This window comes from Rhizorhapis sp., assembly GCF_035276005.1.
Classification (GTDB): Bacteria; Pseudomonadota; Alphaproteobacteria; order Sphingomonadales; family Sphingomonadaceae; genus Rhizorhapis.
Map to the genome: position 1 here is coordinate 60,711 of NZ_DATEMB010000035.1, position 24,565 is coordinate 85,275.

Sequence of the window (24,565 nt, forward strand, 5' to 3'; positions counted from 1 at the left end):
TTTCTCTCGCCTAAATCGCCCGCATGACATCGACCAACGACATCCGCCGCTCCTTCCTCGACTATTTCGCGTCGCAAGGGCACACTCCCGTGGCATCCGCGCCGCTCGTGCCCCACAACGACCCGACGCTCATGTTCGTGAACGCGGGCATGGTGCCGTTCAAGAATGTCTTCACTGGCCTTGAAAAGCGTGACTACAGCACCGCGGCTTCTTCTCAGAAGTGCGTGCGGGCCGGCGGCAAGCATAATGACCTCGACAATGTGGGCTATACCGCGCGGCATCACACTTTCTTTGAGATGCTGGGCAATTTCAGCTTCGGCGATTATTTCAAGGAACAGGCGATCCACCACGCCTGGACGCTCATCACGAAGGAATGGGCGATCCCCGCGGACCGGCTGACGGTCACGGTCTATCACGATGACGATGAGGCTTTCGCCCATTGGAAGAAAATTGCAGGCCTGCCTGATGAGCGGATCATTCGCATTGCGACGTCCGATAATTTCTGGTCGATGGGCGACACTGGTCCGTGCGGTCCTTGTTCCGAAATCTTCTACGACCATGGCGAGCATATCTATGGCGGCCCTCCGGGTAGTCCGGAAGAAGATGGCGACCGTTTCGTCGAAATCTGGAACCTGGTCTTCATGCAGTTCGACCAGCAGCCGGGCGGCGATCGTGTGCCGCTGCCCAGGCCCAGCATCGACACTGGCATGGGCCTGGAGCGCATTGCGGCAGTGCTGCAGGGCGTCCATGACAATTATGACACGGACACGTTCCGCGCCCTGATCGAGGAGTCCTCCGAGCTCACGAAGACGGCAATTGATGGCGAGCACAAAGCGAGCCACCGCGTTATCGCGGACCATCTCCGCTCCTCAGGTTTCCTCATCGCGGACGGGGTGCTTCCGGCCAATGAGGGCAGGGGCTATGTCCTGCGCCGCATCATGCGCCGCGCGATGCGCCATGCGCATCTCATTGGTGCCAGTGAACCGTTGATGCACCGCCTGGTCGGCGGCCTCGTCGCCGAAATGGGCGGAGCCTATCCAGAACTCATTCGCGCACAGCCTCTCATTCAGGAAACACTGCTGCGCGAGGAAACACGCTTTCGCCAGACGCTGGAAAAGGGCTTGCGTCTCCTGGACGAAGCCACCGCAGGGATGAAGGCTGGCGACACCTTGCCGGGGGAAACCGCCTTCAAGCTCTATGATACCTACGGCTTCCCCTATGACCTTACCGAAGATGCGCTGCGCGCTCAGTCGTTCGGGGTGGACCGGGCCGGTTTTGACGCTGCCATGGCGCAGCAGAAGGCCGCCGCCCGTGCCGCGTGGAAAGGATCGGGCGAAAAGGCATCGGATGAAATCTGGTTCGACATCGCTGAAAACAGCGGCGCGACAGAGTTCACCGGCTATACTTCGACCCAAGGGGAGGGGCAGGTTGTCGCCCTTGTCCTGGACGGAACGGCTGTCGATTCCGCCTCTGCGGGTGAGGAGGTGATCGTCGTCACCAATCAAACGCCCTTTTATGGTGAAAGTGGCGGCCAGATGGGGGATGCCGGCAGCATTTCCACCAATGATGGCCTTGGCGCCGAGGTAACGGATACAGCAAAGCCATTGGGACGCCTCCATGCCCATCAGGCCAGGGTCACCGCTGGAAAGATCGCCGTCGGCGACACAGTGCATCTCAGCGTCGACGTAGAGCGCCGCAACCGCATCCGCGCAAACCACAGTGCGACACATCTGCTGCACGCGGCGCTGCGGGAACGCCTGGGTGGCCATGTGACCCAGAAGGGCAGCCTTGTCGCACCTGATCGCCTTCGCTTCGATTTCTCGCATCCTGAAGCCCTGACGCCCAAACAGATTGCGGATATCGAGGCCGACGTGAACGCGCAGATCCGGGGGAACGAATCCGTTACCACGCGCCTCATGACCCCGGACGACGCCATAGAGGCGGGCGCCATGGCGCTGTTCGGCGAGAAATATGGCGACGAAGTTCGTGTCCTTTCCATGGGGCGGACCACTGAAAAGCATTATTCAGTCGAATTGTGCGGCGGCACCCATGTCTCCGCGCTTGGCGACATCGCGCTCTTCAAGATTGTGAGCGAATCGGCGGTTTCCAGCGGTGTCCGCCGCATCGAGGCGCTGACCGGCGAGGCTGCGCGCCTGTGGCTTACGGATCGTGAGGAGAAGCTAAAGGCTGCCGCTGCAGCGCTCAAGACTGCTCCCGACGAAGTGCCTGCCCGGATTGCCGCACTGGTTGAGGAACGGCGGAAGCTCGAGCGCGAACTGGCTGAGGCGAAGAAAAGTCTCGCGCTTGGCGGCGGCGGCGCGTGTGCCGAGGCGGCAGGTCCTGAGAAGGTCGGCCATGTGAACTTTCTGGGTCAGGTCATTGAAGACCTGGACCCCAAGGAGCTTCGCGGCCTTATCGATCAGAACAAGAAGAGACTGGGCAGCGGCGTCTGCGCCCTTGTGGCCGTGGTTGACGGTCGCGCGTCGATCGCGGTTGGCGTCACGGACGATCTGACGGCGGGGCATAGCGCCGTGGACCTCGTTCGCGTTGGCGTAGAAGCTCTTGGCGGCAAAGGCGGTGGGGGCCGTCCTGACATGGCGCAAGGCGGTGGCCCCGATGGCACCAAGGCCGCTGCGGCGATTGAGGCTGTGAAGGCCGCTCTGGCGGGCTAATGAGCTAGCTGACTGCTAAAGGTGCCATGCTGATCCTGAAAACTTGCATACGCATAATTGCTTAGTTACCCTTGTTACGCCCTCGCCTAGACTGGCCTTCGGCCAGAATGCTGGGGAGTAAAGTGATGAAATCGGTCCTGCTGCATATCAATCGCGACAGTGGACAGGAATCACGGCTACAGGCTGCGCTTGACCTTGTCCGGGCTCAGGAGGGACACCTGACCTGCCTCCAGGTTACACCCATCCAGCAATATGTTGCTATGGATCCATTCGGCGGTTCCTTCGTGCTGCCCGCCAATCTTCAGGAGCTACGGGCAGAAGAAGCGGAGGAAAGAGCCACATTCGAGGAGCGACTCACGAAGGAAGGCATTTCGTGGGACTGGCAGCATTATAATGGCGACCTGGTCCAGACGATGCTGAGCGTTTCCCGTCTGGCGGACGTCACGGTCCTGACCCGGACCATGGCCGCGCCAAAGGACCCCGGTTCGCCGCTGCCCATTGCCGCCGATGTCGCGGTGCACGCACGGGGAGCGGTGCTGGCGGTGCCGCCAAAGCTCAGTTCCTTTGACTGCTGTGGCCGGGCTATCATCGCCTGGAACGGTTCCTATGAGGCTGCGCATGCGCTTCGCTCTGCGGTCACGCTGCTATCCCAGGCACAGGAAGTGAACATCCTTACCGTTGAGGAGGATGATAGCGGTTTTCCGGCAACGGACGCCTCCGCCTATCTTTCGCGGCATGGCATAGCGTCGGAGCTTCATGAATGGGCGCGGGCCGGCCGTACGGTCGAAGAGACGATCGTGAAGGCGATAGAGGAACTTGGCGGTTCCTATCTTGTCATGGGCGCCTATGGACGCAGCCGCCTCCGCGAAACGCTGTTCGGTGGCGTGACCAAATATCTGATGGCCGAATGCAAGGTGCCGTTGCTATTGGCGCATTAGGTCCAAAGCGCGTTGAGATTGCATCGAAATAAGTTAAGCTGCTTCCAGCAGGAGGCAAGCTATGACCGACAAGCCGTTAGTGCATGTTGTTGACGATGACGAGGCAATCCGCCGCTCTATCTCCTTTCTGCTCAGAACCAGCGGCTATGCCACCACTCTCTACGGCTCCGGCAAGGAATTTCTAAGCAGCCTTTCCAAGCTGGAACGGGGCTGCATTCTGCTCGATGTTCGTATGCCCGACATGGACGGCATGGAGGTGCAGCAACGGCTTCGCGAGGCTGGCGTCATGCTGCCCGTCATCATCATGACCGGCCATGGCGACGTCGACATGGCCGTACGTGCCATGAAGGCAGGCGCCAGCGATTTCATTGAAAAGCCGTTTGAGAAGGACGTCTTGCTGGGCGCTTTGGATTCGGCCCGTCAGAGGCTGGAGGCGGACAATTTGCTTGACGCGCGCTGCGAAGATGCGCGGGCGCGTCTGAACATTCTGACACCGCGGGAACGCGATGTGCTAAAGGGCATGGTGGATGGTCTGCCCAACAAAACTATCGCCTATGATCTCGGGATCAGTCCCCGAACGGTCGAAATCCACCGCGCCAATCTGATGCAGAAGCTTGGCGTGCAAAGCCTTTCCGAAGCGCTGCGGATAGCCTTTACGGCCCGGCTTTTCGACGAATCGGGAAATGATGAAACGAATCTGGCCGAGCGCGGGTGAAGTGATCGCCGATTTGTCCGTCGTCCCGCCCAATCACCTCTGCCGCTCTACCCCCACAATCCGTCCATCCAGCATGTTGATCCGCACATCGGCGGCAGCGGCAACATCCATGTCGTGCGTCACGCAAAGCACCGCCCGCTCTTGCTCCTTGGCCAACATCCTGAATATCTGAACGACCCGCTCGGAATTTTGGCTGTCGAGATTGCCGGTGGGCTCATCTCCCAGGATAATGGCGGGATCATTGGCGAGAGCGCGGGCAATCGCCACGCGCTGCCGTTCTCCACCCGACATGCGGTCGGGAGTCTTCGCCGCCTTGTCCTTCAGGCCAACGCCGTCCAGCAATTGCAACGCGCGCTCCTCCGCTGCGCTGCGCTCCAGCCGGCCCAGCTTTCGCATGGGCAAAAGGACGTTCTGCAGCGCCGTGAATTCCGGCAGCAGGAAGTGGAACTGAAAAACAAATCCGATCCGCTCCAGCCGGACCTTCGCTCGCTCGTCACCATCAAGCGGCGTCATGTCCTGATCCGCGATCAACAGTTTCCCCTCGGTCGGGCGATCAATAAGTCCGAGCAGGTAGAGCAGTGAGGATTTGCCGCAGCCGGACGGACCGACAATGGCTGTAAAGCTGCCTTTCTCCACCTCCAGACTGACATCCCGGACGAGTGTCACGGGTGGTTCGCCCGGCAGGACGCGCGTTAGATCCTGCGCCTCGATCAAGACCGTCATGCAGCCCCCCGCAGGATGTCCACGGGATCGACTTGAGCCGCTTTGCGCGCGGGCAGCCAAGCGGCAATGACTCCAGCGAACAAGGACGCCGCGCCAGCTATCAAATATTGGGTGCTTCCGCGGTCCAGCGGCAGAAATTCGCCCTCGCCGCTGATCCTGAATTCGACTGAACCCAATATCTGCATCAGCCCAAAGCCCAGCAGCCAGCCAAAACCAATGCCGATCAGCGCGAGCGCCAGTCCTTCGCAAATGAAGATGAACTGCAGATCGGCAAGCGAAAAGCCCATGGAGCGCATGATTGCAATATCGCGCCGCTTGTCCGCTACGCTGTTCGACACGACGGTGTAGATGCCGAAGCTCGCGACCAGCAAAATGGCGGACACGACGCTATACATGATGACGTTGCGGGTCACGAGCAGCGAGAGGAAATCGCTGGACCGCTCCTGCCAGCTTTCCGCCTTATAGGAAAATTGCTTTTCCAGGCGGCTGGCGACCTCTTGGGCTTGATAGGGATCATCAAGCCTGATGCCTATCCGGTTGATAATGAATGGCCTTGCAAGCATCGACTGTGCTTCGCGAAGGAGAACATAGGCTGAGGACGCGCCGATCTGGGTCTGTCCCCGCTTGAACAGTGCAACGATGCGCAGAGAACGCGTTCCTCCCGAAGCGGAAGTGGCGCCAACTATATCGCCCATGCGAACACCAAGGCGCTGGGCCATGTCTTCGCCCAGCACGACGCCGCCCTGTGTGCTTTCCAGATCCCGCAGACGGCCAACGCGAAGTTTATCCTCTATGTCGCTGATCCTGCTTTCGATTTCCGGTTCTATGCCTATGATGGACAGCGGCTCCTCACGCCCACCCACGCGCAGCGTCACGCCTCCCGTCAGGCTCGGGGAACCGATCGCGCCCGGCATGGCGTCGACAGCCTGCAGGATTTCCTGCCAGTCCTTGAGGCCCCTTGCTTCATTCCGCACCTTGAACCCGTGCAGCTCTACAGCACCCTTCCGAAATGCCAGGATTCCGGGCTGGGGCGGTGGACTGCGCAGTTCGTCGGAGATGATGATGTGCGGAGCGGCGTCCACCAATGTTTTTATGAAGTCGCGCTGACTGCCCATCATCAAGGCTGAAACGGCGAGGAAGAAACCCACTCCAATGGCCACGCCGCTGACGGCCACGATCGTCTGCCGTCTGCGCCCGGCAAGATGGTGAAAGGCAATGTCAAGCAGCAGGAGAGGCGAGCCGGTCATTGGTTTTTAGCCCTGACCTTCTCCCCTTCTTCAAGGTCCTGGGGCGGGTCGACTATCACCGTCTCTCCTGCGCGAAGGCCATTCAGGATCTGGACCTCCTCCGCACCAACGGTGCCGGTCTTCACGCGACGGGAATGCGCCCGGCCATCCTTCACGGTCCAGATATGGTTTCCGGCAAGCGCGGATGCAGGAACGAGCACTGCATGGGGCGTGCGTCTGGTGATAATGTTCACTTCCAGCGTCAATCCGAGCGGAAGCGCCGGTGCCTCATCGAGGAAAAGCCGCGCGCGGAAGGCTCTCTCGGTGGGATCGCCGCCGGGGGTGATCTCTCGCACCCGGCCCCGGATGATGCGCCCAGGAAAAGCTTCCGTTGACATGAGGGCAGGCTGTCCCGGCCGGATGCGGGGCACATCCCTCTCGTCCACCGTCGCTGTGACGCGGACGTGGGCCGGGTCGCCCAATGTCATCAGTACGCGGCTAGGCGTAGCCAGATCGCCAGGCTCCACATCCCGCTTGAGCACAATGCCGCTTATGCCCGCGCGCAGCACATATTGGCCGCGGCGCGCCGCGAAGGTCTGCTCCGCTGCCATGGCGGCATCAGCGGCCGCTACCGCCTGATCGCGCGCTGCCCGAGTCACCCAGCCTTGACGGTAGAGTGCCAATATCCGCGCCTCATCCCGCGCTGCCCTGATCCGTTCGGCTCGCGCCTGGCGGATAGAGGCTTGCTGTTCCTCATCGGCGAGGCTGACGAGCGGCTGCCCGCGCCTGACATGCTGGCCCTCATGGACCAGCACGTCCACCACAGGGGCGGTTACTCTGGCGGCGACGCTGACAGGCTGCTCTGGTTCCACAAACCCCGTGGCATAGACCAGATCGACGGCGGTTCCGGTCCTTGACCTGACAATCTCCATCTCGCGAGGCCGGCCTGTCCAGAGGAGATAGCCGCCCAGCAAAATCAAGACAGCTCCCGCAAACCCGATCCATTTCCAACCCGGCCGTGCCCTCATCCGCCCCATCCTGTTTGCCCTGTTGCTCAAAGGGATACACCCGATTGCCGTGCGGGAACAGTTTTGCGGAAAAAGGGGATACACCTCGCTTGCCTTGCGTTTTTACAACTGGGTTCAACACCATAGGGAAAGGAGTATTTGATATGCCAAAGGATATCATCTCCCGCACCCCTGCGGGAACGCCGGCACAGCGTCTGTTCGAGCCGCTAAGCTGGCTCCGTTCAGAGTTCGACCGCTTCTTCGACGACCTCTCTGGACGGAGCTTCGAGCCAAGCCTGGGGCATGGGCGGTCGCGTTTGCCTGCCCTGGAAATGGAGGCGACGGACAGCGGCTACAGGCTGACCGCGGAACTGCCCGGAATGACGGCCGATGATGTGGAGATCGACGTGACGGAAGGCATCCTCACCATCTCTGGCGAAAAGAAGGAGCAGCGTGAGGAAAAGGACAAGGGCTTCATGTTCACCGAGCGCAGCTATGGCCGATTTGAACGCCGTGTGCAGCTTCCTTCAGGGGCGGACGAGGACAAGATCGAGGCACATTTTGAAAATGGAGTTCTCACCCTCGATATCCCCAGGAACGAACAGAGCGACAAGAGGAAGCGCATCACGATCAACAAGGCGTGACGTGACTTCTCTGGCCCATGGGGTTCTCCGCCGTCCGTGCCTCCGCAGGGGCGGCGGTTATTTGCTCAATAGGTGGCGGACTTTCTGTCCAGTAGAAGCAATGATAGCAGACTGACAAACGCGGCCACCGACAGATAGAGGCCGACCGAGGCGATCCCGAATTCCTCCACCAGCCCTTGGGCAACAATGGGTGCCAGAGCGCCGCCCAATATTCCACCTATATTGAAGGCGACCGAGCTTCCGGTATAGCGGAGCTGCGTCGGGAACAGGCTGGTCAGCCAGGCGCCGAGCGGTCCATAGACAAAGCCCATGGCCAGCAGGGCAAGCGCAAGCGCCGCAAATATCGCGACCGGTGAACCGCTTCCCAGCGCCGGTCCGAAAATCAGACCAACCGGAATCGTTGCGATACAGCCCCAGATGAGCACTGTCCGGGGACTTCCCAGGTCAGACCACCAGCCCGCAAGCAGAATACCGAAGGCGAGGAACAGGATAGCCCCCAATTGGATGCCAAGGAATGTTTCCCGGTCGATGCCGCCGTCCGTTGTCCCGTAGCCAAGCGCGAAGGCCGTGCTGATATAGAAGATCGCGAAACAGGCTATTACCGCAAAGGTCCCGGCCATCGTCTTCCGCACATGGTGCCGAAAGAGGGTGGCCAGTGGCACGCGAGGCGGCGGCGCCTGTCTCATCGCTTCGGCAAATGCAGGGGTTTCGGTAAGCTTCAGGCGCACCCATAGCCCGAGGATCACCAGCAGGGCGCTTGCCAGAAAGGGAAGGCGCCAGCCCCACTCGATGAAATCTTCCTCGCTGAGGAGCGCGCCAAGCAGCAGGAACAAGCCATTAGCGGCGATGAAGCCCACTGGCGCTCCTAATTGCGGGAACATTCCAAAACGCGCTTTCCAGCCCGGCGGCGCGTTCTCCACGGCCAGAAGCGCCGCGCCGCCCCATTCCCCGCCAAGGCCCAATCCCTGACCGAAACGCAGGATGCAAAGGAGGAGAGGGGCCACCCATCCAATGCTTTGGTATGTCGGCAGAAAGGCGATGGCGAGCGTCGATCCGCCCATCAGAGTCAGCGACGCCACAAGCGTGGATTTTCGTCCCGTCCGGTCGCCGAAATGCCCGAAGATGCTGGCGCCGAGCGGACGCGCGATGAAGGCGAGTGCAAAGCTCGCATAAGCCGCCATCAATTGCGCCGAAGCAGACTCCGCCGGGAAAAAGAGGGGTCCAAAGACGAGCGAGGCGGCGGTGGCATAAATGTAGAAGTCGTAGAATTCGACCGCCGTGCCGACCAGGCTCGCCATCAGGACACGCCCGGTAGAGGCCGGTGCGGGGCGCGGTTCCTGTCCTGGCATGGGCGCATGGTTCATGCGCGGCGGTTCCTTTTCTGGTTGAGCAGTTCATAGGCCATCACCGCGGTCGCAACGGCGGCATTGAGGCTGTCGGCCTTTCCCATCATTGGCATCTTCACCAGGAGGTCGCACTCGGCCTCATAAGCAGCGGGTAGGCCCTGTGCCTCGTTGCCGACGAGCAGGAAGGCAGGGCTTTGGTAGCGTGGCTCCTGATAGTCCAACGTGGCCTTCAGACTGGTGCCGATAAGTTGGCCCGGTCCCTGCCGGAGCCAGAAAATAAATTCATCCCACCGGGCGAGCACGATTTTCTGCGTAAATAGCGCGCCCATGCTCGCGCGCACGGCCTCCACGGAAAAAGGGTCGACGCATTCATCGAGCAGGATCAGTCCGCCAGCGCCCACCGCATCTCCGGTGCGGAGGATGGTGCCGAGATTGCCAGGATCGCGCAACGACTGCGCCGCGATCCAGATGTCCGCACCGTGCCGGTCGATCCGCTGAAGCGGTGTCAGACGATCGCGATACACTCCTACCAGGGCCTGGGGATTATCCTTGCCGGAGATCTTGCTCAGAATGTCGGTGCTGGTGACAATGACGTCGCCGCCTGTCGCCTCCATTTCCCTGATCAGGGCGGCTGCCAGCGGATGCTCTTCTGCTTGGCCTGCATGGAAGAGCATTTCCGGGAGCACACCTTCCTCGCGCGCTTCCGTCAATATGCGGAGGCCCTCGGCCAGGAACAGCCCTTCCCGTTTGCGGTGCTTCTTGTCGCGAAGGGAACGGATGCGTTTTACGAGCGGGTTGGAAAAACCCGTTATTTCACGCGACAAGATACACCTTTGGCCGAACCGTCCCTGCGAAGGCAGGAACCCCGCTTCCTATCATTATGGTTGAAAAAAGCGGCGCCCCTACCTTCGCAGGGGCGATGGCTGCATTTATCAAAGTCGCAAAAGCCCCCATGCTTGCCACCGACAACCGCTCATTCTTCGCCGAAGCGGTTTTCGACGAGCAGGGCGAGTTGCTCCACCGCATGGGCCGCGTGCTCGCCCGCCGCGCTGATGACGATGCTGTCCCCCATTGCGGCGCCCAGCATCATCAGACCCATGATGGATGTGCCGGTGACGGCCTGGCCGTCCTTTTCCACCGTGATTTCGCAAGGCAGCCCGCTCGCCAGAGTGACGAATTTCGCGCTCGCCCTCGCGTGCAAGCCCCTTTTGTTGGTGATCCGGACTTCCTTTTTATGATCCGTCATGCCGAGCTTCCCAGCAGTTCCGACGCAACGCTTATATATTTCTGGCCTGCTTCGCGGGCGGCGGCCACGGCCTTTTGGACCGTCATCGACTTCCGCGCGCTTTCCAGGCGGATAAGCATGGGAAGATTGATGCCCGCAATCACCTCGATTTCGCCCGCCTTCAGCAGGGAAATCGCAAGGTTCGACGGCGTGCCCCCGAAGAGATCGGTCAAGAGGATGACCCCCGAACCGTCGTTCACACGATCCACCGCAGCGGCAATGTCGGCGCGGCGCACCTCCATATCGTCTTCGGGCCCGATGCAGACCGTCTCCACCGCCTTTTGAGGGCCCACCACATGTTCCATGGCGATGACGAACTCTTTCGCCAGAAAACCATGCGTGACCAAAACCAAACCAATCATCTGATCAACTTATCCTGCTGCATCGTCTTCATCTTTAGGCCGGTTCTCAAGCGCGTCGAGGGGCGCTGATTCAAGATTGCGGTGGCTGACCGTGGGCGAAAAACCGGCTTGACGCAAGCTTTGGGCGACCCGTTCGGCGACATGTACCGATCTATGACGTCCCCCCGTACAACCAAAGGCTATGGTAACATAGGCTTTCCCCTCCTCATGATAGCGGGGAAGCAGGGTGAGCAGAAGCTGCTCGATCTGGGCCACAATGCCTTCATAAGACGGATCCGCAGCGATATGGGCACCCACGGCGGGATCGAGGCCAGTCAAGGGGCGAAGCTCCGGGTCCCAATGCGGATTACGAAGGAACCGCATGTCGAACACCAGATCCGCATTGCGGGGAACGCCCCGGGCAAAGCCGAAAGAGAGCACTGTAAGGGCCGGTTCCGTTACTTTCCCAAGACCAAAGCGGCTTCGTATTTCCTGCTGAAGACTGTTGGGCGAGAGATTGGTGGTGTCGATGACATGATCCGCCCACCGGCGCAGCGGCTCCGTCAGTTCGCGCTCCCGGGCAATGCCGTCGGCGGCCGGGCGGTCCTGCGCGAGGGGATGACGGCGGCGGGTTTCGGAATAGCGGCGTTCAAGCTCTGCTCCTCCGCAATCCAGGAACAATGTGCCGACATCATAACCTTCCGCCGTCCGTAGCTTCTTGATTCGCTTCACAATGCCAGCGGCGTCAAATCCGCGTGTCCGGCTATCTATGCCAAGCGCCAGCGGGCGGCCCACATCCTCGGTCCCGGCGGGCAGCGGCGCATCGAGCAAACGGTCGAGCAACAGAAGCGGCAGGTTGTCGACCACTTCCCATCCCATATCCTCCAGCGTCCGCAGCGCCGTCGACTTGCCCGCGCCGGAAAGTCCGGAGACAAGCAAAATGGTCTTGGGTTTCTTGATCTTAGCCATCTGCCCCAACGTCCAGGCCAAAGCTTTTCATGGCCAGTTCAACCTTTATGGGGGCTGAATTTTCCATCGGTGCGATCTTGATGACCGGCACCGAAATGCCTGCAACGACACGGCGCTCAGGATCCGGCGGCATGCGGTCGACGACCTCGAAAAGCTGCACGATCAAGGCGACGGGCTGGTCGGCCACATGCTCCATTTCGATGAGGCCCAGGCTACGCACCTCGATCTTGCCCGCAATGGCCGGGGGTGGCGAAGCAAGGAGCAGCGGTCCCTTCCGGCGGGCTATGGTATAGTCGTCGCTGACCAGCTTCGCTCCGCGGTCAATGAGCCGCAGGGCAAGGTCGGATTTCCCGCTGCCGCTCCGGCCCTCGATCATCACGGCGCGGCCGCCGATAGCGACCGTGCTGCAATGCAATGTTTCGGAAGATAAGACGGCCATGAACAAGCTCCCCCGACCTGTTCTAGTGCATGATGATCGTTGATTAAAGGATGGTTTCGTTTTGGCGGGCAGGTATCACGCAATTGCTTCCTCTGCCACCACGGTACCGGCGGCCGGCAGGCGAACTTCGAAGCGAGCGCCGTGGGCCTGGTCATGGCGGTCGCCAATGCTGATCGTGCCATGGTGCCCTTCCACGATAGACCGGGCGATGGCCAGGCCAAGGCCGCTATGTTTGCCAAACTCCTCGTCAGTGGGACGAACGCTGTGAAAACGGCGGAAGATTGTTTCGCGTTCTGTTTCCGGGACACCAGGCCCCTCATCTTCCACAGTGATCAGGACATCGTCGTCGACCCGCGTGGCAATGATCTGCACCAGGCTGCCAGGAGGCGAAAAGGAAATGGCATTGTCCACAAGGTTCTCGATCACGCGGAGCAGGCGCTGCTCATCGCCCAGCACGACGGCAACGCCCTTGCGCGGGCGAGCGAAGGCAAGCCGGATGTCGCGCGGTATGCCGCGGGCCTCCCTGCCAGCGACCAGCCTCTCGATGGTGAGGCCAAGGTCGACCGCATGAAATTTTGTGCGGGAGAGCTGGGCATCCACGCGGGAGGCCTCCGCAATATCGGTCACCAGCCGGTCCAGACGGCGGACGTCATCCTGCGCAATGTCCATTAACTGAGCCCGCAACTCAGGCGCTTCTACTGTGGACAGCGCTTCAAGCGCCGACCGCAAGGAAGCAATGGGATTTTTGAGTTCATGAGTGACATCGGCCGCGAAAGCTTCGGTCGCGTCGATCCGCTGGCGCAGCGCGTGGCTCATGTCCGACAAGGCGCGGGCGAGGAGGCCGATCTCGTCTTGCCGTGAGGGAAGGCGGGGCACGGTAACCTCCCGCGCCCGGCCCAGACGCACCCGCACGGCAGCACGAGCCAGCCGCCGCAACGGACGCACAATCGTACGGGCCAGGAACAGCGACAACAGGATCGAAATAAGGAATGCCACAGCCAGCACGACACCCAGACGGAAACGCTCGGCACGGACGATGCGCGTAATGTCCCGCGCATTTTCGGTGGCCAGCAGAGCCGGTTTTCCGGGACCCATCGAAATTGCGGCGGAAATCATCGGTGTGCGGTCGGGTGCATAGCGGAAGACCGACTGGCCCTTTCCGCTGCTCTCAGCCTTCACCAGTTCGGGCCATTTCTGAGCAATGTCTATTGCAGGTTCAGCGAAGTCGGGCGGCAGTTCCGCCCAGACGATCCGGTCGATGATCTTGTCCAGCGCCCGGGCAACCTTGCGTTCCCAGGATTCGCTTTCCGGGTTCCTTAGCTGATAGCGGGGAGCGTCCATGGTGAAGCTGTCGGCAATGCGCCTTCCGCTGGCATCATAGAGGCGAACCCTGTCATCGGTCTGCCGCGAATAGGCAGCAATCAAACCATTCCAGCGGTCCCTCGGGGCGCGTTCCAGGCTAAGGGCAAGCAGCGTCAATTCCCTTTCGCTCTGTTCAAGCCGGGCGTCGACAATCCGGGTTCTGTAGCTGTCCAGATAGAAAAAGCCGCCTGCCAGCAGGGCAAGCGCAAGGATATTCACGGCCAATATGCGGCGCGTGAGCGACAGCTTACCCGACCATTGCAGGGCGAGATCGCCCTCCCTAGTCGTCGGAGAAACGATATCCGGCGCCATAGAGCGTATCGATTGCATTGAAGTCAGGATCCACCTCCCGGAACTTGCGTCTCAGGCGCTTGATATGGCTGTCGATGGTACGGTCATCTACATAGACATCGTCCTGGTAGGCCGCGTCCATCAGCTGGTTCCGGTTCTTCACCACCCCCGGACGATGGGCAAGGGTTTCAAGAATCAGGAACTCGGTGACTGTGAGCGTCACATCCTTTCCGTCCCATTTCACCCGATGCCGGGCGGGATCCATCTCCAGCCGCCCGCGCACCAGGGGCTCGGCTGTGCTTTCGGCCCCTTCTGTTCCGGAAGTCCGGCTGAATTCGGCGCGGCGCAATATGGCCCGGATGCGAGCGATCAGCAGTCGCTGTGAAAAGGGCTTGGTGATATAGTCGTCCGCGCCCATGGCAAGGCCAAGCGCTTCATCCAGCTCGTCATCCTTGGACGTAAGAAAGATGACCGGAATGGCACTTTTCTCACGCAGGCGGCGCAACAACTCCAAGCCGTCCATGCGCGGCATCTTGATATCGAAAACCGCCAGGTCAGGAGGATTATCCAAAAGAGCCTTCAGCGCCGTTTCTGCGTCCGAATATATTCTCGTTACGAATCCCTCGGCCTGAAGAGCGATCGAAACCGAGGTCAGGATATTTTTGTCGTCATCAACAAGGGCAATTGTTGCAGTCATGATATGGTCAGGCTCCGTGCCCCCTGAAGGGTTGGAGGGGCAGGGGTAAACCATGCACCGCTCCACCGCAACAATCCAACGCCCGTCCTTAACCGGTTTGACGATCGTCCTTTCACCAGATATGCGCGAAGCCAAGCAAATCCTGGTATCCGCGACACAAAGATGGATGATATACGGGAGGAAGCGGGTCCGGTAATTTGATTTCAACCACTAGGAGAATACGCGTGCAGGCGAAATCTTCCATAACGCTGGAAAAACAAGGATTTTCCAGCGATGCGGCACAATTCTGGAACCTGGGCACGGCGCCTCTGGTGGAAGCCGCGATAACTAATGGCGAGGGCGTTCTCGCCAAGGACGGCCCGCTGGTCGTCGCGACCGGCAAGCATACCGGTCGCTCTGCCAACGACAAATTCATTGTCCAGGATGGCGAGACGGAAAACACCGTCTGGTGGGGCAAGACCAATAAGCCCATGTCGCCCGAACATTTTGCGGCGCTCAAGGCGGACTTCCTGAAGGCTCTGGCAACCAAGGAAAAGCTTTACGTTGCTGACCTGTTCGGCGGCTCGCAACCCGAACATCGCGTGAACGTTCGCATCATCAATGAACTTGCCTGGCACAATTTGTTCATCCGCACGCTCCTTGTTCGTCCTGTTGCCGCCGAACTGGCGGATTTTGCTCCGGAATTCACGATTATCGACCTGCCGAGCTTCCGCGCCGATCCGGAACGTCATGGCTGCCGCAGCGAAACGGTAATTGCAGTCAATTTGAGCGAGAAGCTGATTCTCATCGGCGGAACGGCCTATGCCGGCGAAATGAAGAAGTCGGTCTTCGGCATTCTGAACTACAAGCTTCCTGTTGACGGTGTGATGCCGATGCATTGCTCCGCAAATATAGGCCCCAATGGGGACACGGCGGTGTTCTTCGGCCTCTCCGGCACGGGCAAGACGACCCTGTCGGCCGATGCCAGCCGTACGCTGATCGGTGACGACGAGCATGGCTGGTCCGACACCGCGGTCTTCAATTTCGAAGGCGGCTGCTACGCGAAGATGATCCGCCTGTCGGCCGAAGCCGAGCCGGAAATCTACGCCACCACGAAGCGGTTCGGCACGGTGCTGGAAAATGTGGTGATCGATCCCGAGACCCGCGCACTGGATCTTGACGATAACAGCCTCGCCGAAAATACGCGTGGCGCCTATCCGATCGATTTCATTCCCAACAGCTCGGAAAAGAATTTGGGACCGGTTCCCAAGAACATCATCATGCTGACCGCTGATGCGTTCGGCGTCCTGCCCCCCATCGCCCGTCTCTCTCCAGAGCAGGCCATGTATCACTTCCTGTCCGGCTATACGGCAAAGGTAGCGGGGACGGAGATTGGCGTCACGGAACCGGAAGCAACCTTCTCCACCTGCTTTGGCGCACCGTTCATGCCGCGCCATCCCTCGGTCTATGGCAATCTGCTCAAAGAACGGATTGCGAAGGGCGGCGTCACCTGCTGGCTGGTCAACACTGGCTGGACCGGCGGCAAATATGGCGTTGGCAGCCGCATGCCCATCAAGGTCACTCGCGCCCTGCTGAATGCTGCCCTCGACGGCAGCCTCAACAATGTCGAGTTCCGCGTTGACGAGAATTTCGGCTTTGAGGTTCCGGTGAATGTGCCAGGCGTCGAGAGCGAGATTCTCGATCCCCGCCAGACCTGGGCTGACGGTCAGGAATATGACGCGACCGCGCTGAAGCTGGTCGGCCTGTTCGCGGACAACTTCAAGCAGTTCGCCGATCATGTCGATGATGCGGTTCTGAAGATCGCCCTGAAAGCGCCCGAACCCGCGCTGTAATTGAAAATACTCCCGCTCCGGCGGGAGTATTTTATGGGCCGAACGCTCAGCTTTTCTCTCTCCCATGGGGAGAGGATATGGAGGCTTAGCTGCTTCCAGCCTGGCTGGAGTCGGTGAGGGGGAGCGCGCTATCATTAGCGTGCGACCCCTTACCCAACTACGACCGACTGCATCGGCCTAATTCTCCGTAACCCTCTCCCACTGGAGAGGGGCAACGAACGGTAGCAATGTTAGCGCTGTCAATCCGGCAGTTGCTCGTTCTCGCGCAGAACCTCGCCCGCCAGATATAAGGACCCGGCGATAAGGATCACCGGTTTTTGCTCTTCCAAGGGGACTGAAAGGGCCTTGGCCACATTGTCATGCGCCGATCCAGCAATGCCCCAACCACTTGCAAGGTCGGCAAGCATGCTCGGTTCATGATGTTCGTGACCGGGCACGGGGACCGCCCGCAGGCTGGCCAGGAAAGGCTTCAAAGGCTCAAGAAAGCCCTTTGGATCCTTGTTGGCCAGCATGCCAAGGACCAGATGCAGTCCCTGCCGGGGAGGCAATAAGGCTTGGAAATGCCTCGCCAGCGCTTCCCCCGCAGCAGGGTTGTGTCCGCCGTCCAGCCATAGTTCCGCACCCGCGGGTGCTTGGGATATGAGCGGCCCGTTTTCCAGACGCTGCAAACGTGCGGGCCATTGTGCCCAAAGGGGGGCCGCCCGCAACGCGGATTCGGAAATCACCATGGCTTGCTGATGGCGGAGCATGGCGGTCGCGAGGGCGGCGTTCATGGGCTGGTGGGGACCAGAAAGCCTCGGCAAGGCCAGCTCCAGCCGCCCCTGCTCATCGCGGTAATGGAGCTTTTCCCGATATACCGCAGCGTCCCATTGACGGCCCATGGCGAACCAGGATGCCTCCGCCTGATTAGCGGCTGCTTCCACGACTTGCGCGATATGTGATGGATATTTCATCGTCACCAGAGGCGCTCCAGCCTTGGAAATGCCTGCTTTCTCGCGAGCGATCTCCACCAGCGTTGAACCAAGGAACGCCTGATGATCGAGGCCGAGTTGCGCCACCCCGCAAACGGCAGGCGAGGGGATCACATTTGTCGCGTCCAGCCGTCCGCCAAGCCCCACTTCCACAATGCAAGCGTCAGCGGCATTTTCGGCGAAGGCAAGGAAAGCGGCTGCGGTCGTCACTTCGAAAAAGCTGGCGCCGACATCTCCCGCGCGGTCGAGCACGCGTGCAAGCAGCCCCGCGAGATTGGCATCGGAAATCAGCTTGCCATTGATCCGTATCCGCTCATTGAACCGGACCAGATGGGGGGAGGTAAAGACGTGGACGCTCTTTCCGTCCGCTTCCAACGCCGCCCTTAAAAAGGCGCAGGTCGATCCTTTGCCATTGGTTCCTGCGACATGAAGAACCGGAGGCAATTCGTGCTGCGGATCGCCCAGCCGGGCGAGGAGAGCGGTAATGCGCTCCAGCCCCAATATGTCCCGCCCCGGCGAAAGCTGCGCGAGCCGGTCAAGCTGCGCCTGTACGGCGGGATCGGAGGAGCGGGCGTGGTCGGGCATCAATCACGCCGCTGCCTTGGCTGGGCAGAGATAGGCGATCACCTTGGCCAATGTCGCGCGCATTTCGCTGCGATGGACGACCATGTCTATCATGCCGTGCTCCAGCAGATACTCGGCCCGCTGGAAGCCCTCGGGCAGCTTTTCCCTTATTGTGTTTTCGATGACGCGTTGGCCGGCAAAGCCAATGAGCGCCTTGGGCTCTGCAATCTGAATGTCGCCCAGCATGGCATAGCTTGCCGTCACGCCGCCCGTGGTGGGGTCGGTCAGGACAACGATATAAGGCAGTCCTGCCGCATGCAGCCTCTGGATCGCAACGGTAGCGCGCGGCATCTGCATCAGGGACAATATGCCCTCCTGCATGCGCGCTCCCCCCGCGGCGGTGAAGATCACATAGGGGCATTTGCGCTTGATGGCTTCCTCGACTCCCTGGATAAAAGCCGCGCCGACGCCCATGCCCATGGAACCGCCCATATAGGCAAAGTCCTGGACCCCGACCACCAGTGGCGCCTTTTCGACCGCGCCACAGGCATTGATGAGCGCGTCCTGCTCGCCGGTGCTGCTCCTCGCGGCCTTGATGCGGTCGGTATATTTCTTGCCGTCCCGGAACTTCAGCGGGTCTTCCTTGACGGTGGGGGTGGGAAGGATCTTACAGCTTCCGGGATCGAAAATCTGATCGAAGCGAGCCTTGGGGCCAATGCGCCCGTGATGATCGCATTTCGGGCAGACCGACAGATTGTCCTGCCATTCCTTGGCAAAGATCATCTGGCCGCAGCTACCGCATTTGTGCCAGAGATTGTCGGGCGTGGTGTCCTTCTTGGAAATGAAGGGAATGGCGTTTCGGACCCGATTGATCCAGCTCATGCAGCGGACTCCTTGGCAGCGCCGGCAATGGCGGCGCTCAGCGATGCGACATAGTTTTTGATATGGGGCGCAGCGGCTGCGCCATGCTGGCCGACCAGTTCGACAATGGCCGATCCCACGACCACACCATCTGCGACACGGCCAATGGCGGCGGCCTGCTCAGGGGTGCGCACGCCAAATCCGACAGCGACGGGAAGGGGCGTCTGGGCCTTCAGATGCGCCATGGCCTGCTCGATGCTGGCAAGTGCTGCCTGCTGCTTCCCGGTGATCCCCGCCACGGAGACATAGTAGAGAAAGCCGCTTGCGCCTTCGAGCACCGCGGGCAGGCGTGCAATGTCCGTCGTGGGGGTGGCTAGGCGGATGAAATGCAAGCCCCTGCCACGGAGCGCCGGGCCTAGCTCGCCATCTTCCTCGGGCGGCAGGTCGACGCAAATGACACCGTCGACGCCAGCCTTGGCGGCCTCTGACGCAAACCAGTCGCCGCCCCGGCGGATCATCGGATTGGCATAGCCCATCAATATGAGGGGCGTTTCGGGATGGCGCTCACGGAACGCCGCTGCAATGTCCAGAAGATCGGCCGTCTTCGTCCCCGCTGCAAGGCTGCGCAGATTGGCAAGTTGGATGGCGGGGCCATCCGCCATCGGATCGGTGAAGGGCATGCCAAGTTCGATCACATCGGCACCCCCCTCGACCAGGGCGTCAAGTATCGACGCAGTCTCGGCAGGTGCTGGGTCACCGCCAGTGACGAAGCAGACGAGCGCTGCCCTGCCTTCAGCGCGGCACTTCTCAAACCGGGTGGAGAGGCGATCCTTCACAGTTCCACCCCCAATGCCTTGGCAACGGTGAAGATGTCCTTGTCCCCCCGTCCGGAAAGGTTGACCACGACGATCTTGTCCTTGTCCAGCGCAGGAACGATCCGTTCCGCTGCGGCTAGGGCATGGGCAGATTCAAGCGCTGGGATGATGCCTTCGAGCTTGCACAGGCGCTGGAACGCCTCCAACGCTTCATCGTCGGTGACAGGCTCGTAGCGTACGCGGCCCATTTCGTGCAGCCAGGCATGTTCAGGCCCGATGCCCGGATAGTCGAGGCCAGCCGAGATGCTGTGCGCTTCGGTGATCTGGCCATCCTCATCCTGAAGCAGATAGGTCTTGTTGCCATGCAGGATGCCGGGCGATCCACCGGCAAGGCTCGCTGCATGGCGGGTCGTGTCCAGCCCTTCGCCCGCGGCCTCAACCCCCACGATCTCGACACTTTCATCGTCCAGGAAGGGATGGAAAAGACCGATGGCATTGGACCCGCCGCCAACCGGGGCGATCAGCATGTCGGGCAGGCGGCCCTCGGCTTCCAAAATCTGCTCGCGGGTTTCCCGGCCAATCACAGACTGGAAATCGCGCACCAGCTCGGGATAGGGATGGGGCCCTGCAACCGTGCCGATAATGTAGAAGGTGTCATGGACGTTGGCGACCCAGTCGCGCAGCGCCTCATTCATGGCGTCCTTCAGCGTCCGTGCGCCCGCCTCGACCGCGCGCACTTCCGCACCAAGCAGCTTCATGCGGAACACATTGGGTTGCTGCCGTTCCACATCGAGGGCGCCCATGAAGATGGTGCAGGGCAGGTTGAAGAGCGCCGCCACGGTGGCGGTTGCAACGCCATGCTGGCCGGCGCCGGTTTCCGCGATGATGCGCGTCTTCCCCATGCGCCTGGCAAGCAGGATCTGGCCAATGCAATTATTGATCTTGTGCGCGCCGGTGTGATTGAGTTCTTCGCGCTTCAGATACACCTTGGCGCCGCCAAGTTCCTTCGTCAGCCGCTCGGCATAATAAAGGGGATTGGGACGCCCGACATATTGGCGAAGGAGATATTGGAACTCCTCCTCGAACGCCGGGTCCTGCTTGGCCGCGCGATATTCACGCTCCAGGTCCAGTATAAGGGGCATCAGCGTTTCGGCGACATATCGTCCGCCGAACTGACCGAAATGCCCGCTTTCATCGGGTTGGCTGCGATAGCTGTTCTTGATCGTCATGGCTGGGAAACCGCTTTGCAGAAGGCAGCGATCTTGTCCACATCCTTGATGCCGGGAGCGCTTTCCACGCCCGAAGAAACATCCACAAGCGGCGCTGCGGTAATCGCGATCGCGTCACGCACATTGGACGCGTCAAGGCCGCCCGAAAGACCCCAGGACAGACTGTGCCGGAAGTCCTGCAGCAGCCTCCAATCGAACCTGACGCCCATGCCGCCTGGAAGCACAGCTCCTTCCGGGGTCTTGGCGTCATAGAGCAGCATGTCCGCCGCACCCGCAAAGCTATGGCCCTGATCAAGATCCGCCCGGCTTTTGACGGAAATGGCCTTCCACACTTGGCTGCCATGGCGGGCGCGAATGGCGGCGGCGCGTTCGGGGCTTTCCTTGCCATGAAGCTGCAACGCATCGAGCTTGCCTGCGGTCACCGCACGGGCGAGCAACTCGTCGTCAGCATCGACAAACACACCGACCCGCCGCACATGCTCTGGTACGCGCGCGGCAAGCGCAGCCGCCCTTTCGAAGTCCACATTGCGCGGGCTCCTTGGAAAAAAGACCATGCCGATATGCGATGCGCCCGCCTTGATGGCTGCATCCAGCGTCTCAGGCGTCGAAAGGCCGCAGATTTTTATCGCGATTCGGGACATTGGCGGGGTTTAGACCGTTGGACGCGGATATGCACTCGCTAAGGGGTAGAGCGGCTTGTCGGGCCTTTCGTCATCGCCGTGAAAGCGAGATGACGTGCGGAACGCCTAAAGCGTCGCCTCAATTTCTCGCGCGGCGAGATCAGGGTCCGGGGCCTGAGTGATGGGCCTTCCCACCACAATGATCGACGCACCGCTATCAAGGGCCTGCCGCGGTGTGACTGCCCGCTTCTGGTCGGCCATCGTCCCATTTGTCGGCCGCACGCCGGGAACGACGAAAAAGCCTTCGGGCCACAGCTTGCGGGCGGCGGCCACTTCCTGCCCCGAACATACAATCCCGTCGAGGCCAGCGTCACGGGCAAGCAACGTCAGCCGCTCCACCTGGCCATGCGGCTTGTCGCGGACACCCACATCATGAAGGTCATTGCCATCAAGGCTGGTCAGCACCGTTACGGCGACGACCTTCGTTCCCGCATTGGCCGCCGCCTTTGCGTCCTCTAGCATCGCCCGGCCGCCGGAAGCATGCACGGTCAGAATGGCCGGTTCCAGCAGATGCAGCGCCTGTATCGCCTTCGCCACAGTATTGGGAATGTCGTGCAGTTTCAGGTCGAGAAAGATCGGCAAGCCGAACTTCATCATCTCCAGCACGCCATGATGGCCGTTGGCGCAGAAGAACTCCAGGCCGAGCTTCAAGCCGCCTACATGATGGCGGACGGATGCCGCCAGATGCCTGGCCTTTTCCAGATCGGGCGTGTCAACGGCTACATAGATGGGGCTGGTCATATCACACCAGGTGGAACGGCAGTGGGTGCGATCCCCGCGGGGGGAAGGGTGGCAGGGGTTGCAGGCGCGGTCGCTGGCCCCGAAGAAATGGCCCGGTTATCGGACAGCGCGCGTTCAACACTGTCGAGGCGCCTGCGAAGCCGCCAGCGCATGGCCCGATAGTAGATCCACAGCGGCAGGCTTCCAATCAGGAATGCGCCAATGACCAGAACCGGCAATTTCGTATCCATGCGAAGCCCGTCCCACAGGTTGACCGTAACGGGTGTCCAGTTGTTGACGGAAAACACCACGATCACGACGGCCAGTGCCACCCAGAATGCGGTCCGGAGAAAATGCATGCACGCCCTCACTTCTGTTATGGGCCGAACTTATGCGATTTTGCGCGAGCATGCCAGTGTGCAGCGAAACGATCCTCAGTGAGAGCCAAAGACACGGTCGAAAATCGTGTCGACATGCTTGAAATGATAGTCGAGGTTGAACTTCTCCTCGATCTCCTCAGCGCTCAGTGCGGCCGCGACATCGGGGTCAGCTTTCAGCAGTTCCATGAGCGACAGCGTACCGTCGGATTCCCAAACCTTCATGGCATTGCGCTGCACCAGGCGATAGGCGTCCTCGCGGCTGACTCCCGCCTGCGTCAGCGCGAGAAGCACCCGTTGCGAATGTACAAGGCCGCCCATCCGGTCCAGATTCTTCTGCATCCGCTCGGGATAGACGAGCAGCTTGTCGATGACGCCGGTGAGACGCGCGAGAGCAAAATCGAGCGTTATAGTCGCGTCCGGCCCGACATAGCGCTCAACCGAACTGTGGGAAATGTCGCGCTCATGCCAAAGCGCCACATTCTCCAGCGCGGGCGTCACATAGGCCCGCACCATCCTGGCAAGGCCAGTGAGGTTCTCGGTCAGCACCGGATTGCGCTTGTGCGGCATGGCGCTCGAGCCCTTCTGCCCCGGCGAGAAATATTCCTCCGCTTCCAGTACCTCGGTGCGCTGCAAGTGGCGGATCTCCACGGCGAGCCGCTCTATGGACGAGGCGATGACGCCCAGCGTCGCGAAATACATGGCGTGTCGGTCACGCGGAATGACCTGCGTGGACACAGGTTCGATGGCGAGGCCCAGTTTCTTCGCGACATGTTCCTCAACGCGCGGATCGATATTGGCGAAGGTTCCGACCGCCCCAGAAATGGCGCAAGTCGCAACCTCGGCGCGTGCCTGTTCGAGGCGGCTGCGGCAACGGGAAAACTCCGCATAGGCTTCGGCCATCTTCAAACCGAAGGTCACCGGCTCGGCATGAATGCCGTGGCTCCGGCCGATGGAGGGCGTCAGCTTGTGCTCGAACGCCCGGCGCTTGATGACTTCCAGCAGCTTGTCGATATCGGCCAGAAGAATGTCCGTCGCCCGGGCCAGCTGAACCGCGAGGCAGGTGTCGAGCACGTCGGAACTGGTCATGCCCTGGTGCATGAAGCGGGCGGGTTCGCCCACATGCTCGGCCACGTTGGTCAGGAAGGCGATGACGTCATGCTTCACCTCGGCCTCGATGGCGTCGATGCGGTCCACCTCAAATGCGCCTTTTTCCCAGATCGCCTTGGCCGCTTCCTTGGGAACCACGCCCAGTTCGGCAAGAGCATCCGTGGCATGCGCCTCGATCTCGAACCAGATGCGGAACTTCGATTCCGGTTCCCAGATGGCAACCATGTCGGGACGGGAATAACGCGGGACCATGTGACGAATCCTGAAATCAGCTTTGAAAGGTTGGGGGCGCGCTAGCAGGCCCGCTGCGGAAGGGCAATGATTCCGCTACCCAACGCTTTGTCCTGGCCTAAGCGCGCTTACGGGACGGGCGGTCCCCATGGCGGGACGGGCTGAAATGGTTCGGACGGAATGATCGGAACGGAACCCAGTTTTACGCATATGTTAATCGCGTCTCGTCCGACACCCTTGGGTCGCGCAATATTGGAGAAGCATATGCTACGTTATCTTCTTTGTTCTTCAGCTCTTTTGTTGGCGAGTCCTGCCCTGGCGCAGGAAACTGCTCCGGCAGGCGAAGCTGCTCCCCAGCAGGGAACGGCAAACCCGCAGCAGTCCCAGCAAGCCACCACGGTTGACGTGGGGGCGGTCGTTGACAGTGAGTTTCCCACTTATGACGGCGACAAGAGCGGTGATTTGAACCAGGAAGAATTCTCCGCATGGATGACGACGCTTAAGAAAGCGGAAGCTGCGA

The 24,565-nt window shown here is 60.7% G+C and carries 24 protein-coding genes and 1 pseudogene; 6 read left to right on the forward strand and 19 right to left on the reverse strand.

Annotated features, from left to right (window positions below; genetic code table 11):
- Window positions 1–23 precede the first annotated feature (23 nt).
- The 3 genes from alaS (at window position 24) to fixJ (ending at window position 4,325) form a co-directional block, all read left to right on the forward strand.
- Entirely contained in the window at window positions 24–2,672 is a 2,649-nt protein-coding gene (gene alaS, locus VJS46_RS08360; RefSeq protein ID WP_324059428.1) for an alanine--tRNA ligase, read from the forward strand.
- Between the two features lie 125 nt (window positions 2,673–2,797).
- Window positions 2,798–3,610 (forward strand): universal stress protein, encoded by an 813-nt coding sequence (locus VJS46_RS08365; protein ID WP_324059430.1) that lies wholly within the window; start codon window positions 2,798–2,800, stop codon window positions 3,608–3,610.
- A gap of 61 nt (window positions 3,611–3,671) precedes the next feature.
- Complete coding sequence (fixJ, locus tag VJS46_RS08370) at window positions 3,672–4,325, forward strand: response regulator FixJ (RefSeq protein ID WP_324059432.1); 654 nt, start codon at window positions 3,672–3,674, stop codon at window positions 4,323–4,325.
- 33 nt (window positions 4,326–4,358) lie between these two features.
- Here fixJ and VJS46_RS08375 read toward each other — a convergent pair whose 3' ends face one another.
- The 3 genes from VJS46_RS08375 to VJS46_RS08385 are packed head-to-tail and all read right to left on the reverse strand — an operon-like array spanning window position 4,359 to window position 7,302.
- Window positions 4,359–5,048 (reverse strand): ABC transporter ATP-binding protein, encoded by a 690-nt coding sequence (locus VJS46_RS08375; protein ID WP_324059433.1) that lies wholly within the window; start codon window positions 5,046–5,048, stop codon window positions 4,359–4,361.
- Window positions 5,045–6,295 (reverse strand): ABC transporter permease, encoded by a 1,251-nt coding sequence (locus VJS46_RS08380; protein ID WP_324059435.1) that lies wholly within the window; start codon window positions 6,293–6,295, stop codon window positions 5,045–5,047. The genes VJS46_RS08375 and VJS46_RS08380 overlap by 4 nt, the downstream gene beginning before the upstream one ends.
- The gene (locus VJS46_RS08385; protein ID WP_324059437.1) at window positions 6,292–7,302 is read right to left on the reverse strand and encodes an efflux RND transporter periplasmic adaptor subunit; all 1,011 of its coding nucleotides are present in this window, start codon (window positions 7,300–7,302) and stop codon (window positions 6,292–6,294) included. Before VJS46_RS08385 ends, VJS46_RS08380 begins: the two co-directional genes overlap by 4 nt.
- 143 nt (window positions 7,303–7,445) lie before the next feature.
- Here VJS46_RS08385 and VJS46_RS08390 point away from each other — a divergent pair, with 143 nt between their 5' ends.
- Window positions 7,446–7,925: an Hsp20/alpha crystallin family protein gene (locus tag VJS46_RS08390; protein WP_324059439.1), complete on the forward strand. Its 480-nt coding sequence runs from the start codon at window positions 7,446–7,448 to the stop codon at window positions 7,923–7,925.
- Between the two features lie 65 nt (window positions 7,926–7,990).
- On the opposite strand, the gene VJS46_RS08395 is transcribed toward VJS46_RS08390, so the two are convergent.
- From VJS46_RS08395 to VJS46_RS08430, 8 genes are all read right to left on the reverse strand, one after another.
- Window positions 7,991–9,289 carry an MFS transporter gene (locus VJS46_RS08395; protein ID WP_324059441.1) on the reverse strand — a complete coding sequence of 433 codons (1,299 nt, stop codon included), beginning with the start codon at window positions 9,287–9,289 and terminating at the stop codon, window positions 7,991–7,993.
- On the reverse strand, window positions 9,286–10,095 hold the full coding sequence (locus VJS46_RS08400; protein WP_324059443.1) for an RNA methyltransferase: 810 nt from the start codon (window positions 10,093–10,095) through the stop codon (window positions 9,286–9,288). The genes VJS46_RS08395 and VJS46_RS08400 overlap by 4 nt, the downstream gene beginning before the upstream one ends.
- Window positions 10,096–10,244: 149 nt before the next feature.
- Window positions 10,245–10,517 (reverse strand): HPr family phosphocarrier protein, encoded by a 273-nt coding sequence (locus VJS46_RS08405; protein ID WP_324059445.1) that lies wholly within the window; start codon window positions 10,515–10,517, stop codon window positions 10,245–10,247.
- A complete protein-coding gene (locus VJS46_RS08410; RefSeq protein WP_324059447.1) occupies window positions 10,514–10,918 on the reverse strand; it encodes a PTS sugar transporter subunit IIA in 405 nt (134 codons plus the stop codon). Before VJS46_RS08410 ends, VJS46_RS08405 begins: the two co-directional genes overlap by 4 nt.
- A gap of 9 nt (window positions 10,919–10,927) precedes the next feature.
- Window positions 10,928–11,866 carry an RNase adapter RapZ gene (gene rapZ, locus VJS46_RS08415; protein WP_324059449.1) on the reverse strand — a complete coding sequence of 313 codons (939 nt, stop codon included), beginning with the start codon at window positions 11,864–11,866 and terminating at the stop codon, window positions 10,928–10,930.
- Window positions 11,859–12,305: an HPr kinase/phosphatase C-terminal domain-containing protein gene (locus VJS46_RS08420; protein ID WP_324059451.1), complete on the reverse strand. Its 447-nt coding sequence runs from the start codon at window positions 12,303–12,305 to the stop codon at window positions 11,859–11,861. Before VJS46_RS08420 ends, rapZ begins: the two co-directional genes overlap by 8 nt.
- 75 nt (window positions 12,306–12,380) lie before the next feature.
- Entirely contained in the window at window positions 12,381–13,979 is a 1,599-nt protein-coding gene (locus VJS46_RS08425) for a sensor histidine kinase (RefSeq protein ID WP_324059453.1), read from the reverse strand.
- A complete protein-coding gene (locus VJS46_RS08430; RefSeq protein WP_324059454.1) occupies window positions 13,948–14,655 on the reverse strand; it encodes a response regulator transcription factor in 708 nt (235 codons plus the stop codon). Before VJS46_RS08430 ends, VJS46_RS08425 begins: the two co-directional genes overlap by 32 nt.
- 224 nt (window positions 14,656–14,879) lie before the next feature.
- Here VJS46_RS08430 and VJS46_RS08435 point away from each other — a divergent pair, with 224 nt between their 5' ends.
- Complete coding sequence (locus VJS46_RS08435) at window positions 14,880–16,487, forward strand: phosphoenolpyruvate carboxykinase (protein ID WP_324059456.1); 1,608 nt, start codon at window positions 14,880–14,882, stop codon at window positions 16,485–16,487.
- Window positions 16,488–16,726: 239 nt separating this feature from the next.
- Here the strand turns inward: VJS46_RS08435 and VJS46_RS08440 are convergent, their stop codons facing one another.
- From VJS46_RS08440 to purB, 8 genes are all read right to left on the reverse strand, one after another.
- Complete coding sequence (locus VJS46_RS08440) at window positions 16,727–18,043, reverse strand: folylpolyglutamate synthase/dihydrofolate synthase family protein (protein WP_324059458.1); 1,317 nt, start codon at window positions 18,041–18,043, stop codon at window positions 16,727–16,729.
- Window positions 18,044–18,046: 3 nt separating this feature from the next.
- A complete protein-coding gene (gene accD, locus VJS46_RS08445; protein ID WP_324059460.1) occupies window positions 18,047–18,904 on the reverse strand; it encodes an acetyl-CoA carboxylase, carboxyltransferase subunit beta in 858 nt (285 codons plus the stop codon).
- A complete protein-coding gene (gene trpA, locus VJS46_RS08450; protein ID WP_324059462.1) occupies window positions 18,901–19,719 on the reverse strand; it encodes a tryptophan synthase subunit alpha in 819 nt (272 codons plus the stop codon). Before trpA ends, accD begins: the two co-directional genes overlap by 4 nt.
- Window positions 19,716–20,927 carry a tryptophan synthase subunit beta gene (gene trpB / locus VJS46_RS08455; protein WP_324059464.1) on the reverse strand — a complete coding sequence of 404 codons (1,212 nt, stop codon included), beginning with the start codon at window positions 20,925–20,927 and terminating at the stop codon, window positions 19,716–19,718. The genes trpA and trpB overlap by 4 nt, the downstream gene beginning before the upstream one ends.
- A complete protein-coding gene (locus VJS46_RS08460; protein ID WP_324059466.1) occupies window positions 20,924–21,568 on the reverse strand; it encodes a phosphoribosylanthranilate isomerase in 645 nt (214 codons plus the stop codon). Before VJS46_RS08460 ends, trpB begins: the two co-directional genes overlap by 4 nt.
- Window positions 21,569–21,673: 105 nt before the next feature.
- On the reverse strand, window positions 21,674–22,348 hold the full coding sequence (pyrF, locus tag VJS46_RS08465; RefSeq protein WP_324059468.1) for an orotidine-5'-phosphate decarboxylase: 675 nt from the start codon (window positions 22,346–22,348) through the stop codon (window positions 21,674–21,676).
- A complete protein-coding gene (locus VJS46_RS08470) occupies window positions 22,345–22,686 on the reverse strand; it encodes a lipopolysaccharide assembly protein LapA domain-containing protein (protein WP_324059469.1) in 342 nt (113 codons plus the stop codon). The genes pyrF and VJS46_RS08470 overlap by 4 nt, the downstream gene beginning before the upstream one ends.
- A 75-nt stretch (window positions 22,687–22,761) precedes the next feature.
- The gene (purB, locus tag VJS46_RS08475) at window positions 22,762–24,066 is read right to left on the reverse strand and encodes an adenylosuccinate lyase (RefSeq protein ID WP_324059471.1); all 1,305 of its coding nucleotides are present in this window, start codon (window positions 24,064–24,066) and stop codon (window positions 22,762–22,764) included.
- Window positions 24,067–24,309: 243 nt separating this feature from the next.
- Here purB and VJS46_RS08480 point away from each other — a divergent pair.
- Window positions 24,310–24,565 (forward strand): annotated as a pseudogene (locus VJS46_RS08480) (EF-hand domain-containing protein); the annotation flags it as partial.

Excerpts from the sequence above, each read along its gene's own strand:
- alaS (WP_324059428.1), top strand. The coding sequence starts at position 24 with ATGACATCGACCAACGACATCCGCCGCTCCTTCCTCGACTATTTCGCG.
- VJS46_RS08365 (WP_324059430.1), top strand. The coding sequence starts at position 2,798 with ATGAAATCGGTCCTGCTGCATATCAATCGCGACAGTGGACAGGAATCA.
- fixJ (WP_324059432.1), top strand. The coding sequence starts at position 3,672 with ATGACCGACAAGCCGTTAGTGCATGTTGTTGACGATGACGAGGCAATC.
- VJS46_RS08375 (WP_324059433.1), bottom strand. The coding sequence starts at position 5,048 with ATGACGGTCTTGATCGAGGCGCAGGATCTAACGCGCGTCCTGCCGGGC.
- VJS46_RS08380 (WP_324059435.1), bottom strand. The coding sequence starts at position 6,295 with ATGACCGGCTCGCCTCTCCTGCTGCTTGACATTGCCTTTCACCATCTT.
- VJS46_RS08385 (WP_324059437.1), bottom strand. The coding sequence starts at position 7,302 with ATGAGGGCACGGCCGGGTTGGAAATGGATCGGGTTTGCGGGAGCTGTC.
- VJS46_RS08390 (WP_324059439.1), top strand. The coding sequence starts at position 7,446 with ATGCCAAAGGATATCATCTCCCGCACCCCTGCGGGAACGCCGGCACAG.
- VJS46_RS08395 (WP_324059441.1), bottom strand. The coding sequence starts at position 9,289 with ATGAACCATGCGCCCATGCCAGGACAGGAACCGCGCCCCGCACCGGCC.
- VJS46_RS08405 (WP_324059445.1), bottom strand. The coding sequence starts at position 10,517 with ATGACGGATCATAAAAAGGAAGTCCGGATCACCAACAAAAGGGGCTTG.
- VJS46_RS08410 (WP_324059447.1), bottom strand. The coding sequence starts at position 10,918 with ATGATTGGTTTGGTTTTGGTCACGCATGGTTTTCTGGCGAAAGAGTTC.
- rapZ (WP_324059449.1), bottom strand. The coding sequence starts at position 11,866 with ATGGCTAAGATCAAGAAACCCAAGACCATTTTGCTTGTCTCCGGACTT.
- VJS46_RS08420 (WP_324059451.1), bottom strand. The coding sequence starts at position 12,305 with ATGGCCGTCTTATCTTCCGAAACATTGCATTGCAGCACGGTCGCTATC.
- VJS46_RS08425 (WP_324059453.1), bottom strand. The coding sequence starts at position 13,979 with ATGGCGCCGGATATCGTTTCTCCGACGACTAGGGAGGGCGATCTCGCC.
- VJS46_RS08430 (WP_324059454.1), bottom strand. The coding sequence starts at position 14,655 with ATGACTGCAACAATTGCCCTTGTTGATGACGACAAAAATATCCTGACC.
- VJS46_RS08440 (WP_324059458.1), bottom strand. The coding sequence starts at position 18,043 with ATGCCCGACCACGCCCGCTCCTCCGATCCCGCCGTACAGGCGCAGCTT.
- accD (WP_324059460.1), bottom strand. The coding sequence starts at position 18,904 with ATGAGCTGGATCAATCGGGTCCGAAACGCCATTCCCTTCATTTCCAAG.
- trpB (WP_324059464.1), bottom strand. The coding sequence starts at position 20,927 with ATGACGATCAAGAACAGCTATCGCAGCCAACCCGATGAAAGCGGGCAT.
- VJS46_RS08460 (WP_324059466.1), bottom strand. The coding sequence starts at position 21,568 with ATGTCCCGAATCGCGATAAAAATCTGCGGCCTTTCGACGCCTGAGACG.
- pyrF (WP_324059468.1), bottom strand. The coding sequence starts at position 22,348 with ATGACCAGCCCCATCTATGTAGCCGTTGACACGCCCGATCTGGAAAAG.
- VJS46_RS08470 (WP_324059469.1), bottom strand. The coding sequence starts at position 22,686 with ATGCATTTTCTCCGGACCGCATTCTGGGTGGCACTGGCCGTCGTGATC.
- purB (WP_324059471.1), bottom strand. The coding sequence starts at position 24,066 with ATGGTCCCGCGTTATTCCCGTCCCGACATGGTTGCCATCTGGGAACCG.